Annotated in this window: 15 protein-coding genes; 14 read left to right on the top strand and 1 reads right to left on the bottom strand. The window is 48.6% G+C overall.

Features of this window, described 5'->3' with window-relative positions; genetic code table 11:
* Positions 1-3 precede the first annotated feature (3 nt).
* Positions 4-342, top strand: coding sequence for an ISC system 2Fe-2S type ferredoxin (fdx, locus tag P6910_RS14880; RefSeq protein ID WP_317142068.1), 339 nt, complete (start codon positions 4-6; stop codon positions 340-342).
* A gap of 82 nt (positions 343-424) precedes the next feature.
* Positions 425-619, top strand: coding sequence for a Fe-S cluster assembly protein IscX (iscX, locus tag P6910_RS14875; protein ID WP_317142067.1), 195 nt, complete (start codon positions 425-427; stop codon positions 617-619).
* A 59-nt stretch (positions 620-678) separates the two neighbouring features.
* Here the strand turns inward: iscX and P6910_RS14870 are convergent, their stop codons facing one another.
* Positions 679-2,259 carry a serpin family protein gene (locus tag P6910_RS14870; protein ID WP_317142066.1) on the bottom strand — a complete coding sequence of 527 codons (1,581 nt, stop codon included), beginning with the start codon at positions 2,257-2,259 and terminating at the stop codon, positions 679-681.
* 113 nt (positions 2,260-2,372) lie between these two features.
* On the opposite strand from P6910_RS14870, the gene ndk reads away from it, so the two are divergent.
* From ndk to P6910_RS14810, 12 genes are all read left to right on the top strand, one after another.
* Positions 2,373-2,804, top strand: coding sequence for a nucleoside-diphosphate kinase (ndk, locus tag P6910_RS14865; RefSeq protein ID WP_317142065.1), 432 nt, complete (start codon positions 2,373-2,375; stop codon positions 2,802-2,804).
* Positions 2,805-3,093: 289 nt separating this feature from the next.
* Entirely contained in the window at positions 3,094-4,242 is a 1,149-nt protein-coding gene (gene rlmN, locus P6910_RS14860; RefSeq protein ID WP_317142064.1) for a 23S rRNA (adenine(2503)-C(2))-methyltransferase RlmN, read from the top strand.
* Positions 4,243-4,385: 143 nt separating this feature from the next.
* Positions 4,386-5,144, top strand: a complete 759-nt coding sequence (gene pilW / locus P6910_RS14855; protein ID WP_317142063.1) for a type IV pilus biogenesis/stability protein PilW — start codon at positions 4,386-4,388, stop codon at positions 5,142-5,144.
* Complete coding sequence (locus P6910_RS14850) at positions 5,134-6,090, top strand: RodZ domain-containing protein (protein WP_317142062.1); 957 nt, start codon at positions 5,134-5,136, stop codon at positions 6,088-6,090. Before pilW ends, P6910_RS14850 begins: the two co-directional genes overlap by 11 nt.
* A gap of 192 nt (positions 6,091-6,282) precedes the next feature.
* A complete protein-coding gene (gene hisS / locus P6910_RS14845) occupies positions 6,283-7,563 on the top strand; it encodes a histidine--tRNA ligase (protein ID WP_317142061.1) in 1,281 nt (426 codons plus the stop codon).
* A 3-nt stretch (positions 7,564-7,566) separates the two neighbouring features.
* Positions 7,567-8,232: a YfgM family protein gene (locus P6910_RS14840; RefSeq protein ID WP_317142060.1), complete on the top strand. Its 666-nt coding sequence runs from the start codon at positions 7,567-7,569 to the stop codon at positions 8,230-8,232.
* 3 nt (positions 8,233-8,235) lie between these two features.
* Positions 8,236-9,390 carry an outer membrane protein assembly factor BamB gene (gene bamB, locus P6910_RS14835; protein WP_317142059.1) on the top strand — a complete coding sequence of 385 codons (1,155 nt, stop codon included), beginning with the start codon at positions 8,236-8,238 and terminating at the stop codon, positions 9,388-9,390.
* 224 nt (positions 9,391-9,614) lie between these two features.
* Positions 9,615-11,081, top strand: a complete 1,467-nt coding sequence (gene der, locus P6910_RS14830; protein ID WP_317142058.1) for a ribosome biogenesis GTPase Der — start codon at positions 9,615-9,617, stop codon at positions 11,079-11,081.
* Between the two features lie 260 nt (positions 11,082-11,341).
* Positions 11,342-11,689, top strand: a complete 348-nt coding sequence (locus P6910_RS14825) for a hypothetical protein (protein WP_317142057.1) — start codon at positions 11,342-11,344, stop codon at positions 11,687-11,689.
* 137 nt (positions 11,690-11,826) lie between these two features.
* Positions 11,827-12,288 (top strand): PaaI family thioesterase, encoded by a 462-nt coding sequence (locus P6910_RS14820; RefSeq protein ID WP_317142056.1) that lies wholly within the window; start codon positions 11,827-11,829, stop codon positions 12,286-12,288.
* On the top strand, positions 12,285-12,734 hold the full coding sequence (locus P6910_RS14815) for a PaaI family thioesterase (RefSeq protein ID WP_317142055.1): 450 nt from the start codon (positions 12,285-12,287) through the stop codon (positions 12,732-12,734). Before P6910_RS14820 ends, P6910_RS14815 begins: the two co-directional genes overlap by 4 nt.
* A gap of 109 nt (positions 12,735-12,843) precedes the next feature.
* Complete coding sequence (locus P6910_RS14810) at positions 12,844-13,851, top strand: Asd/ArgC dimerization domain-containing protein (protein ID WP_317142054.1); 1,008 nt, start codon at positions 12,844-12,846, stop codon at positions 13,849-13,851.
* Positions 13,852-14,111: the final 260 nt, after the last annotated feature.

Here is a 14,111-nt window from a genome sequence, read left to right as displayed (position 1 = left end):
ACAATGCCGCAAATCGTATTTCTGCCCCATGATGAAATCTGTCCGGAAGGGGTTGTGATTGAAGCTGAGGCGGGGGTGACCGTATGTGATGCGGCTCTGGCTAATGGTATTGAGATTGAACATGCCTGCGAAAAGTCCTGTGCCTGTACTACCTGTCACGTGATTGTTCGTGAGGGTTTTGACAGTATGGAAGAAGCGGATGAGCTGGAAGAAGATCTGCTCGACAAAGCCTGGGGTCTGGAGCCTGAATCTCGTTTGAGCTGTCAGGCGGTGGTTGCTGAAAAGGATCTGGTGGTAGAAATACCCAGGTACACGCTTAACCAGGTGTCAGAGAAACACTGATCCTGATGTGTTTTCGCTGGAGAGGCTCCAATGAGTCTCTTTCTTTTCGTAGAGCGGATCACGAATAGGAGGAAGAAAGGCAATGAGATGGACAGACGTTTACGACATTGCTGCTGAGCTGGTCGATGCCCATCCGGATGTTGATCCAAAGTTTGTCAATTTTGTTGATCTGAGAAGCTGGGTGATGGCTCTGGAAGATTTTGATGATGATCCAGAGCGTTGTGGAGAAAAGGTTCTGGAAGCTATTCAGGCGGCCTGGATAGAAGAGCTTGAGTGATCAGCCCAGCCGACAGTACCAATGAGCGCCTTTAGTGATTGTTGATTCTATTCTTCCAGTTAACGATAGTTAAGGTCTTCAGGGTGAAGTATCTGCCCGATAAAGAGTATTCTCTCCGTTTTCTTATGTCGTAATATATAAAGAAATGGCCTGTTAAAATTAATTTTGATATTATTTCTGATACCATCGACAAACATGGTTTGAGTGACTGCTGAAGCTTCAGTCCCTAATTCGTTGACTTTTATGGCGCAATTTTGTTGAGCACCGCTTAAAAAGATCTCTTTCGAAGAACCTACTAGCATGCCACCTAAATTGACTCTGCCTAGCTCAAACAAACATCCCAGACCCGTGTTTTGTAAGGCGGAATGCAGGTCACTTTTGGAATGGGTCTCAAAAGCGGGTAAAGTAAGATCCACTTCTGGTACAGTTTGCATTGACGCAAGTAAATCGGCCATTATTCCACTAGATATTCCTGAAACTGCTGTTCCTTCCGGAGGTAAAACCAGAACCATTTCATAGTTACCCCGGTAGGGAACCGTTACTGCTTGCCACTCATCGTGGGTAGCGTAACCTGTTTGTCGTATTTCCTGATGTAAAACTCTTCTGAGATGCACTCTTCCGTTTGCTAAAGTAAACATTCCTCCTTCCTGTTTACGATAAAAAGGTTGTTTCCACAGCCCTCTGAAATAAACAGAATTGATGAGAATAAGTGCAGTCTCTGTGTTCCAATCATCAGCACTGCAAAAAGATTGAATCATGCCATGGGTTAAATAGCAGAACTCTTCGTTAAGATGCCTTGCGAGTGCTTTCACGGATGGTCTGTTAGTAAAGTCAATATCCTCATGAACAATCGTATTCATCTTTTCAGCTTCCCTTCGATAGGTATCCTGAAGCTGGTGTCGGGAGGCCAGTAATAAAGCGTTGCCCACAGAGTAGACCTCGCTTTGTCCTGAGCCGGCACCTGGTTCTTCTGTTGTGGTGGGGAAAGCACTGCTTTCCAGAAAATTTGCGAGCAACTCCCGGGTGGTGCCAGAGGCTCCCGCGAGTATGGCCGACAGGGCGTGAAAAAGGCTGTCAGGGGAAAAAACAAAATTTGAATTTGAATGGGTCTGGGCTGCCAACATAAAAAGTCTCATCACCACATCCAGATGTTGGGAGTGTGGTATTGCAGGTTGAGTTACTGGATTGTTAGGTGTCGTGTAGCTGGCGATAGGCTGATTGGCTTTTGGCAAGGACTGAGCCGGATCGTCAGGTCCCGGGTGGCAGACTGGGCAGACTAGAAAGTCACTATCATTGAAAGCAGACATACACTCCTGGCATGTTTGGGGGGCGGCCCGAAGCGGAGGTGATGTTAATATGAAACAGAATGTCAATAGTGAAAGCTGTATTGCAGCGCATCGAGAGGAACGGCTGCTCAACTTATTTGTTAAAGTCAATGTTATGCTTGCCTTAGTGAGTGAGTTATTAAGCTTGAGTAAATAGAAATGTTCTGGCACATGTGCGAGTGCGTAAGAATTGTAGACACACATTGGGCGCACTGCTGGTCTCTCAAATGAGATAGGCGTGGTATTGGCGTCTTGAAACTTGATGATATGAGTTTGTTTTTTCTCTTGTATGATTTTTACGGATATGACTGACACCGGGATAGTGATCGTTTACAATGCCGACCAAGCTTCCCCAATGACTGGAGGTGGCGTAATGAATTATAAACTTGACCCTTAGCGGGCCAATAAAAGAAAGTTTGGAGAGTGTAATGGCCGTAGAGCGCACTTTGTCAATTATCAAGCCTGACGCTGTTGCTAAAAACGTCATCGGCGAGATTTTTAGCCGCTTTGAAAAAGCCGGCCTGAAAGTTGTCGGAACCCGCATGGTTCACCTGAGCAAAGAGAAGGCAGAAGGTTTTTATGCAGAGCATAAAGAGCGTCCTTTCTTTAAGGATCTGGTGGCCTTCATGACATCGGGCCCTGTCGTTGTGTCGGTTCTGGAAGGTGAGAATGCGGTTGCTCATCATCGTGAGCTGATGGGCGCTACCAATCCGGCCGAAGCCGCTGCGGGAACTATCCGTGCCGACTTTGCTCAGACTATTGATGAAAACGCAGTGCATGGTTCGGATTCTCCGACTTCTGCTGCCAGAGAAGTGTCCTACTTCTTTGAAGATGCAGGCGTTTGTCCTCGCACTCGATAATGACATAACGGGGCATTCATTCTGCACCCTGAAATCAGGGGCAGGCGTATGCCCTGTATTTTTATCTATAAAAATGCCGTGGCTATTGTGGTTTAATGGCGCTCATGTTTTTATCGTCAATCATTTTTCATTAGCTCAGTGTCGACGACTTATCTCTACAGTCAATCATGGCAGTTAATGAGAATGCAGCCATTTCGGGTTTGCATTAAATTCCTGCGAGGAATAATGCGTGGCCGCCCCATGGCTGTTGGGCGAATTATAGCGCTCATGGCTTTTTGAGGTATTAAGAATGTCAGAATTAATCACCGTAAGCGCTGAGGCCGGTGAGGTTCAAAATACACCTGTTAACCTGTTGGATCTGTCCCGCAGCAAGATGGTGGATTTTTTTCTCAGCATAGGTGAAAAGAAGTTTCGTGCCGAGCAGATGCTCAAGTGGATTCACCACTTCGGCGTCGATAATTTTGATGAAATGACCAATATCAGCAAAACCCTAAGGCAAAAGCTGAAAGATGTGGCTGAAATTCGAGGTCCCGAAGTCATCAGCAGCCAGTTTTCTGAAGATGGTACCTGCAAGTGGGTGGTAAGAGTCGCCTCAGGCAGTTGTGTCGAGACAGTCTATATACCGGAAGGAAAGCGCGGCACCCTCTGTGTATCTTCCCAGGCAGGGTGTTCACTGGACTGCAGCTTCTGCTCTACCGGTAAGCAGGGTTTTAACTCCGACCTCACTGTGGCTGAAATTATCGGTCAGGTCTGGATTGCCGCGCGTCACTTTAATAATGTTCCCGCAAAGAAAGATCGTTCTATCACCAACGTTGTAATGATGGGGATGGGCGAGCCTCTGATGAACTTTGACAATGTCGTTGATGCCATGAACCTGATGATGGACGACCTGGGTTATGGTCTGTCCAAGCGCAGGGTAACACTGAGTACTTCGGGGGTTGTTCCCGCCCTGCGTAAACTGGGTGAGGTGACCGATGTGTCACTGGCTGTGTCACTCCATGCACCTAATGACGAATTGAGAAATGTGCTGGTTCCCATCAATCGCAAGTATCCGTTGTCAGAGTTGCTGGATGCGATCGATCAATACATGAGTGGGCTTCCCGACAAACGTGTCGTAACCATTGAATATACGTTGCTTGCGGGAGTGAATGATCAGCCTGAGCATTCGACTGAGCTGATTCAGTTGTTGAAGAATGTCCCCTGTAAAATCAACCTGATCCCCTTTAATCCGTTCCCGCATTCCGGTTATGAACGCCCCAGTAACAATGCTGTACGTCGTTTTCAGGAGCAACTACAGGAAGCCGGTTTTAATGTGACCGTGCGCAAGACTCGTGGTGACGATATTGATGCTGCCTGTGGTCAGCTGGTGGGGCAGGTTGCAGACAAAACACGAAGAAGTGAACGTTATATCGCTGCTCGTCAGCTAAATCTTGGCTGATCAGAGTATCCGGTTTCCAATTCATTGGTTCTGATAAAAGCCTGTTTGAGCTGAAAATTATGACCGCAGGGGCCAGATTTCTGTGGCCTCGACTATCCCGGTTCACTTACTATGTTCAAAATAATTAAAAAGCGGGGAGAAGCATGATCGCAAAACTGGGAATCAGTGCAGTTTTGTTCAGTATCATCCTGAGTGGTTGTGTTGCAACCGGCGGGCTTGAGCCCGTGAATGAAGATGAAGCTGTTCGTAGCTATCTTGAACTGGCCAGGGGATATGTGCAACAGGGTCTAACCGAGAAGGCAGTCAAGCCCATCAACCGGGCGTTGGAGATCCAGCCCCGATCAGCCGATGCCTACGGCATGCTTGGGTTGGTTTATCAGCTTCAGGGAGAAGCCAGCCTGGCAGAGACTTCCTTCAGGAAAGCCCTGTCTTTCAATCCTGACTCTTCTGAAATCCATAATAACTTTGGTGTATTTCTCTTCAGTCAGAACCGCTTGGGCGAGGCTTACCGTGAATTTGAGAAAGCCGCCGATGACGTTCGTTATACTAGCCGCAGCCGGGCTTATGAAAACCTGGGTCTGGTGGCATTAAAACAAGGTCGACGATCCCTGGCAGTAGAGCATTTTGACAAAGCTCTTAAACTGAACAGTAACTTACCTCGTGCAAGTCTGGAATTAGCGGCGATACTTGAAGAGCAAGGCCAGTTTCGTGAAGCCTGGAAGTACTATCAGGTCTTTACCCGTCTTTCCCGTCAGAATGAGCGATCCCTGAGGCTGGGGGTTCGCTTGGCCAGAATTAATGGCGATAAGGATGCTGCAGCCAGTTATTCTTTGCAATTAGGGCGTTTATTCCCTTCTTCCACTGGAGGGGGAGTGCGGAGTAGAAGCAGTTATGAGTACTGATGAGCAAAACAGCCTGGAAGACCAGGAGGAGGCTTCTGCTGTCACTCCTGGTCAGTTACTAAGTGCTGGAAGGCAAAAAGCAGGTCTTTCAATAGATGAGGCTGCAGACCGTTTGAAATTGCCAGAGTCTTATATTCTGGCCTTGGAAAGTAATGAGTTTGAGACACTGCCAGGTCTGGTTTTTGCCCGAGGGTACGTCAGACGCTATGCCCGTGCTCTCGGGTTGGATGGTGACGAGCTGGTAGATCACTTTGATCGTTTCACCGGGCACAGCGGGTCTGAAACCCCTCACCTGAAAGCAGGTGCTGCTTTGACAACCTGGCGTCCAATGTCTTCTGTTTTTGCTTGGGGAGCAAGCCTTCTCACCGTTATTCTGGTGGGTGCGGGTAGTTATTATGGATGGAATTTGGACAAACGTTCTGCTTCACAATCGGAAGCTATTTTCCGGCAACAGCCCTCTGTTGTTATCGAGTCGTCAGATGATGTTTCTGAAGCGGAAAAAGTGATGCCCGCTCAGGTTGACTTTGATGATTCTGAAACAGAAGTGGTAGAGCCTGAGTCAGAATCAGAAAATGATGATATGCCCGCTGTTGATCAGGACAGTGAAGAGCCTCTTAGTCAAATTGAAGGGGGGCTTCCCGAAGCTGACGGCTCTCTCTCGGAAACTGATGACTCTCCTTATGAAGTCGATGGCTCCCGTGTCAGTCTGGCTATTGAGTTTGCAGAGGACTGCTGGATTCAAATCAAGGATATGAGTGGTCGTGATCTCTATACCGATGTTCAGAGAGCAGGCTCTAACCTGGAGCTTGAAGTACCCTCATCCGTTCAGGTCCGCTTTGGGAATGTGAAAGGTGTGGCGGATCTAAAGTTTAATGGCAAAAAAGTTGCGGTCAAGACACCTGAGTCGGGTCGAAGGGTAGCAAGCCTGCTGCTGAAAGCTGGCTGACTGAGAATCCGGTTCTGTGACAAGCCAGTCTGCCTATACTCAGGGCGCCGGAAAAGTTATAGTTGGCGCTTTTGCCGTTGGAATAAGCCTTTTTGAGCAATTTTTGCCGGTTGATAGTAATACTTCTGGCATTATCTGCCATTATTATCTGCTCACCAACGGTCATTTAGAGGATTGAGAGGGCGTCAGAACTTGGCAAAGCAACTTCAAGCCATTCGTGGGATGAATGACATCCTGCCAGATCAGAGTCCTGCCTGGCAGTATCTGGAGTCCAGGCTCCGTAACCTGATGGCGACCTATAGTTATCGCGAAATCAGGATGCCTGTGGTTGAGCCCGGTCCACTATTTAGCCGGGGCATTGGTGCAGGTACGGATATTGTAGAAAAGGAAATGTACACCTTTGAGGATCGCAACGGCGAGAGTCTTTCTCTGCGTCCTGAAGGGACAGCCGGTTGTGTTCGTGCCGGTATCCAGCACGGTTTGCTCTATAACCAGACACAAAGGCTCTGGACTATGGGACCTATGTTTCGTTATGAGCGTCCACAGAAAGGCCGTTATCGTCAGTTTCATCAGTTTAGTGTTGAAACCTTTGGCATGGCTGGCCCCGACATTGACTCAGAGCTTATATTGTTGACTGCGAGACTCTGGAAAGAGTTGGGTATTGATCAGCATGTGCGTCTGGAGCTCAATACTCTGGGTACATTGGAAGCGCGGCAGAACTATCGTGAGGCTCTGGTCGAGTATTTATCCCGCTTCGAAAAGGAATTGGATGAAGACAGTCGGAATCGTCTGGGTATCAATCCTCTGAGAATCCTCGACAGTAAAGATAAACGCACCCGGGAAATTGTCGCGGATGCACCAGTATTGCATGATTATCTGGACGCGGAATCGGCTGAGCATTTTGAAACCCTGAAAAGTATTCTTGATGCGGCAGGGATTTCTTACGTGGTCAATCCACGTCTGGTTCGCGGGCTGGATTACTATAGCCGGACCGTGTTTGAATGGATAACAGACAGTCTTGGCGCACAGGGCACCGTTTGCGGTGGTGGCCGTTACGATGCCCTGGTTGAACTGCTGGGTGGCAAGCCAACGCCGGCAGTAGGATTTGCCATGGGGCTGGAACGTCTAGTACTGATGCTGGAAACGTTGAATCTGATTCCCGAGTCGGTTCAAAAGACAGTTGATGTCGCTGTGGTCACCCGTGGGGAGGGTGTCAGTGCTAAAGCTCTGCCTTTGATCGAGCAAATAAGAACAGTGGTTCCGGATGTACGCATTCTGGTGAATTGCGGTGGAGGCTTTAAAGGACAGATGAAAAGGGCATATAACAGTGGAGCTGATTTCGCCTTCATCATTGGGGAAGATGAGTTGGCTAGTCAGCTGGTGACCGTTAAGCCTCTGTCAACAGATGGTGAGCAGGAAAGCATGGATATTCCTGCTGTGGTTGAATTTTTGAAAAAGCGAATTCAGGAGTAAAGAGTGAGCCGGACAGATGAAGAAGAAGTAGAACTGCTCAAAAACCTCTGGCAGGAATACGGCAAGCCTGTTGTTACTGGTGTTGCTATCACAGTCGTAGCTATTTTCGGCTATAAGGCTTACCAGAAGAATCAGCTGGAAACAGCAGCTGCTTCATCGCAGCTTTACCAGAGCCTTCTGGAAGTCACGACTCAGGGACAGCCACTGTCAGAACAACAGAAATCCACCGTTAAACACGTGGTGGAAACTCTGCAGTCTGATTACGAGAACTCTGATTATGCGGCTTTTGCAACACTGTTTCAGGCTCGTGAACAAGTTCTCGATAATGATCTTGATGGTGCCCGTTCTTCCCTTGAATGGGTGCTGGCTCAAAAGCCCGATCTGGAAGTTGAACTGGTGACTCGTGCCCGACTGGCTCGAGTGATGCTGAGCCAGTCTGACGATAACGCACAAGCGGCGCTGGATGTTTTGGCCAAAGCCGATTCAGAAGCCGGTTTTGTTGCAACTATCGAGTCCGTTCGAGGCGATGCGCATCTGGCAATGGGTCAGAGAGACAGAGCACGTGAATCCTATGAAAAGGCACTGGAAGCTGCCCGTACTAACGGAGAATCCCGGCCTCTGCTGCAGTTCAAACTGGATGATCTGGCAGCTAACGTAAAAGAGGGCTAATGGATGGAGAAAATAATCAGATCACTGCTGATCGTTTTCCTGACGCTGGGGCTGGCTTCCTGCAGTCTGTTTTCTGATGACGAGGAAATAGTCCGCAAACCAAAACCCCTCACCGAGTTTGAATCGGATATTGAATTGCAAGAGGTCTGGTCCAAAAGTATCGGTAAAGGTGTCGAAGACAGCTATGAACGACTGGTGCCTTCTGTATCAGGCGACGTTATTTATGCTGCAGGCGCCCAGGGGAATGTCATTGCCCTGAACCTCGAGTCTGGTAAGGAGATCTGGAAGAAAACTCTGGAATTAGCTGTCGGTGGTGGCATTACTGCTGACTACGGAATGCTGCTTCTGGGAACCCTGGATGGGCATGTCATTGCTCTGAAAGAGGAAGATGGCAGTGAACTCTGGAAAGCCAGAGTGAGCAGTGAAGTGATTTCTTCTCCCCAAACCAATGGTCGCGTCGTAATGGTTCAGAGTATTGACGATACGATTACGGCTCTGGATGCTGAAACTGGCAAGGAACTTTGGCATCAGGAAAACCTGCAGCCTGCATTGACTCTGAGAGGCTCCAGTACGCCGCTTATTGAAGGTGAAGCGGTGTTTGTGGGGCTCTCCAATGGTGAGGCGAAAGCATTCAGAGTGAATGACGGCGGTCCTCTGTGGAACAGTCGGGTATCTATTCCGAAAGGTGCTTCCGAACTGGAAAGAATGGTCGACATTAAGGCAGAGCCACTGATCGTGGGTGACAACCTGTTTATGGTCAGTTTTCAGGGTAATGTAGCTGCCATGGATATGTACAGTGGCCGTGTACGCTGGAGTCGAGAGTTATCCAGCTTCAAGTCGATTGCAGAAGGTTTTGGCTCTCTGTATCTGACGGATGACAGCAGTTATGTCAGTTCTCTGGATCAGCGCAGTGGAGCGGTCAGCTGGAGGCAGGATAAGCTGGAATATCGTTTGCTGACAGCACCAACGACTTACAGCAGCTACGTAGTTGTGGGTGATCTGGAAGGTTATGTACATCTTTTGTCTCAGGTTGATGGCGTTATGGCAGGTCGGTTCAAAGCCAGTTCATCAGCGATCAAAGCCCCCCCTGTGGTATCGGGTGATTTCCTCTATGTGCTCAGTGCCGACGGTACTTTGACTGCGCTGAACCAAAAATAACTTGCTGAATTAATCAGTGAGTTTGGCAAAGGATTAAAGCCGGGCTGAATCTTGGAAGGTTCAGCCCTTTTTCTGTTATTAGAATGTTGGGAATCTGTTGCAATTGGCCCATCAGGGCCTGTCAGGACAGATTTCAGGACAGGCTGCTCTCACTTAAGCGGCGGTTTGTCTGTAACTGGTTTAAAGCTTTGGGGGTATTCAATAGCCCCTGTGGAATGAAGTCTATGGTTCCTGTAATTGCCCTGGTGGGGCGTCCCAATGTTGGCAAGTCTACGCTATTTAATCGTCTGACTCGCTCTCGTGATGCTTTGGTTGCCAATGTAGCCGGTCTTACCCGTGATCGTAAGTACGGGGAAGGCAGAATGGGTTCCAGACCTTATATTGTTGTTGATACCGGTGGAATCAGCGGCGATGAGGAAGGCATTGATTCAGCTATGGCAGAACAGTCCCTGGCGGCCATCCGGGAAGCCGATATTGTTCTGTTCCTGGTCGATGCCAGGGCCGGATTGACTGCCGCTGATGAAATGATAGCTGATCATCTGCGTAAGCAGAACAAGCAGTACCATCTGGTGCTTAACAAGACGGATGCCGTTGATGCTGATCAGGCAGAAGCCGATTTTGCCGTTCTTGGCTTTGGTGAAGCCTTCCATATTGCTGCTGTTCATGGCCGTGGTGTCAAAGGCATGATTGAAGGTGTCCTCGAAGAAGTGATGGGCCCAGAGTCCGATGTATTTGAAGAAGATAAAGATGACTCGGAAACGGTCAAGGCCAGAGGTATCAAAATTGGCATTGTAGGACGACCCAATGTGGGTAAGTCGACACTGGTCAATCGTTTGCTGGGGGAGGAGCGTGTTGTCGTTTATGATCAGGCAGGAACTACCCGCGACAGTGTTTACATACCTTATGAGCGCTGGGGGCAGGATTACACTTTGATCGATACGGCAGGCGTTCGCCGCCGTGGTAAAGTCCATGAAGTGGCTGAAAAGTTCTCAGTCATTAAAACCCTTCAGGCTATTGAAGATGCCAATGTCGTGGTGCTGGTTGTGGATGCCAGAGAAGGGATTGTGGAACAGGATCTGCATCTGCTGGGCTTTGTGCTGGAAGCTGGTCGTGCCGTTGTGATTGCCGTGAACAAATGGGACGGCATGAAAGAAGAAGATCGAAAAAAGGTTAAGGAAGAACTGTCCAGAAGGCTGGAGTTTATCAATTTTGCCCGTATTCATATGATCTCTGCCAAACACGGAACCAATGTCGGTCATCTCTACGACTCCATTGATGAAGCCTATGAGTGTGCGACGCGCAAGCTGTCCACCAACCAGCTGACCCGAATTTTGGAAGATGCTACCAAGATTCACCAGCCACCCATGGTTCGAAACCGTCGTATCAAACTGAGGTACTGTCATGCGGGGGCCATGAATCCACCGACCATCATTATTCATGGTAATCAGACGGAAGAAGTTCCTGCTTCCTATAAGCGCTATCTGGAAAATACCTTCAGAAAAGTTCTCAAGATCATGGGAACCCCCATTCGGATTGAATTCCGTTCTTCCGAAAACCCTTATGCAGAACGCAAAGTAGTTCACAAGAAAAGCCCAGGCGGTGAGCGGAAGGTGACTCACAAGCGTCGTGTTATCGAGCTGAAAGGCAAGAAGAAGGACGATAAAAAGAAAAAACAGAAATCGCGCCGCTAGGCTGACCGAGAATAGACTGCCTGGGCCAAAAAAAAACTGGGTGCAAGTGCTCTGTAGGAGACAATTTCGTAAGGAATCTTGATATATAAGGGAGAGTGGGTACTCGCCAGCAGGTATAACTGCAAGCTTATTAACTCAAGCTTAATGATGCCCGCCTTCACTCCCGTCATTCCCGGCTAAACCCCCGTCATTCCCGGCTACACTCCTGTCATTCCCGCGAAGGGGGTTGTCGCAAAACTCTGGTTCCCACGCTCCAGAGGGTGTCGCAAAACCCTCACCAGCGAAGGAATGAGTTGACTCCCGTCATTCCCGACTTCATTCTCGTCATTCCCGACTTCATTCTCGTCATTCCCGACTTCATTCTCGTCATTCCCGCGAAGGCGGGAATCCACACTGACTCACCACCAGAAACATACTGCCCGGTGCCCCCTTGGCCTTGTCATCCCCGAGAAGGCAGAGATCCACCGTTTGCGCTGGATTCCCGCCTTCGCGGGAATGACGACCTCAGAGCATGGGAACAAGCTGTTGGAGTTTTGCGACAGCCTCTCAGAGCGTGGGAACGAGTTGTTAGAGTTTTGCGACAGCCTCCTTCGCGGGAGTATCTGTAAAATTTCGATTAACGACGATTTTTTCTCTCCTTTAGCGAAGGTGCAAACAGGTCTTAGAGCCACCAGTAAATTAAACAGTTGTTTGAAAATGGTTATGCTGTACATTGGTGCGTACTATGATTTGAGATTGTATTGACATGAATACCGATGAGCAGATAGTCAGCATTGTTCAGCAGTTTTTCCAAGCAATACCCCACTGTCGTATATTAAAGATGGAGCCGGAGCATGCCTCTTCTGAAGGTGTTGTCATTAAGATGCCGTTTAATGAAGAGCTTGAAGCCAACCCGGGGAGTGGAATCATCCATTCAGGTGCGATAACAACCTTGATGGATAGTGCTTTTGGTGTAGCCGCCTGTGTAAGTCTGCCTGGCTTTGAGACCTGTCCTACCATTGACCTGCGAATTGATCATTTGGGTTTTCCGGCTCCTTTTAAGCCGGTTCGCTGCTTTGCTGAAGCCTATCGCGTAACTAAAACCGTTGTCTTTACCAGAGGGGTAGTCTATCAGGATAACCGTAACGACCCTTTTGCGCACGGTGTGGGAACCTTTATGAGATCCGGGCGAACGTTGAGTCAAATGGCTAAGGGGCTGGCAAAATGAAGATTCAGAAAGATTTTCGTGAGGCTCTGCTTCAGGCCAGAGCGACCAGTGATTACAGTTATTTGACAGAGCTCTTGCCCTATGCCAGGAAAATTGGCATGAGTTGCCAGTCCTTGGGTGATGATGCCCTTTTTGTTCTGCCTGAAAACAGGGACAACACGGGTAATCCGGTGTTACCGGCACTCCATGGTGGTGTGCTGGGAGGTTTTATGGAAATGTCGGCAGCCATTCACCTGATGTTGTTTATGGATGAGCCAAAAATTCCCAAGATTGTGGATTTTTCTATTGATTATTTGAGAAGCGCAAAAATTCAGGATGTTTTTGCAGAATGCGATGTGGTGAGACAGGGTAGCCGGATCGCCAATGTTGCGATCACCGCCTGGCAGAGCCGCAGGGAAACACCGGTGGCGACAGCAAGAGCTCACTTTCGGCTTGATAGCTTGTAGAGCCTGATCTCATAAACTCGGGCATGACTGCAATTCGTGCCTGAGTGATGCTTTCCAGAAAACTTCCTGATACATTTCCCGACAATTTTGTACAGATGCAGAGAAGCTCATGAGCGGAACCTTTGATTTAGCGATTTATGATGCACAGAGTCTTGCCGGGGAAGCAGTGTTGTCTATCCTGGAAGAGAGTCATTTAACACCCGGAGTGGTCTATCCACTGACAGGGGATGAAGCCTCCACTGAGCCTGGAGATGAGAATGCAGTGGCTTTCAAAGGCACTGAAATCGATGTGCTTGATGCGTTGACGTTTAATTATGCCGATGCCGATCTTCTGATTGTACCCGCTGGCTCAAAAATTAATCCTGAGGTTCTGAATCTGGCCAGTGAGGCTGGCTGTCGTGTGGTTAATGGTGCTATTGGTGCCGAGGCCGAAATGTACCTGCCAGGTCTGTCGGATGCTGCGGAACTGTCAGGTTTGCAGGAGGTCTCTATTCCAGCCAGTCCTGCTGCCCTGATGCTTCAGGTCATGAAGCCGCTTCAGGATGCAGTCGGTATTGATTCTATCAATCTCATGGCTAACCTTTCACTGGCTGAAAGTGGTCAGAGAGGGATTGAAGAACTGCGTGAGCAAACCATTGATTTGCTCAGTGGCAAGCCGGTCAAGAAAAAGCTTTTTGAGCAGCGAATTGCCTTTAATGTTCTGCCACAGGTAGGTGTCGTCACTGAGTCAGGCTTTACATCACCGGAGCGAATGATTGCTCAAGAACTCATGAAAGGGTTGGATCAGGATGATCTCAGAGTCAGTGCTACCTGTGTGCGTGTGCCTGTATTCTTCGGTGACAGCCTGGCGGTTCACCTGGATCTTGACCGTCCAATTGATGAGCAGACTGTCAGGGATCTCCTTGCAGGAGTTGCTGGTATTGAGTTGGCGGCCGTTGATGAAATGCCTTCTGTTGAAACCGTTGCGGGAAAAGATGCCATTGTTGTTGGTCGGATTCGTCAAAATCCGGATCATGCTGATCAAATATGTCTCTGGATTGTTGCTGATCCGGTGCGATGTGGCGCATTTCAGGCATTGGCGGTGGCAGAGATATTGCTAAAAGACTTTTTAAAATGATAACTTAGCTTAGACTAGTGACAGTTCCTTATTGAAATTGTCAGAATAATAAAAAATTTATCCTGAAGCCTTGCTTTGACGAGGAGCCTGTCGGTCTTAAGTTCGACAGGCTCTTGGAGCAGCAGGGCTTCAGGCTATCGGGAACTGTTAACCGTACCGGTTTTATGGCTATGAGTGATCATAGTTTTTGGTGTATTCCATGTTGGAGTACAGATTGGGCACCTGTCTTCTGTTCGAGGGTGCAGCACACGTCTGGAAAG

Source organism: Endozoicomonas sp. 8E (genome assembly GCF_032883915.1).
GTDB lineage: Bacteria > Pseudomonadota > Gammaproteobacteria > Pseudomonadales > Endozoicomonadaceae > Endozoicomonas_A.
The sequence above is the reverse complement of the archived record's forward strand: the minus strand, read 5'-3'. Positions and strand labels throughout refer to the sequence as shown.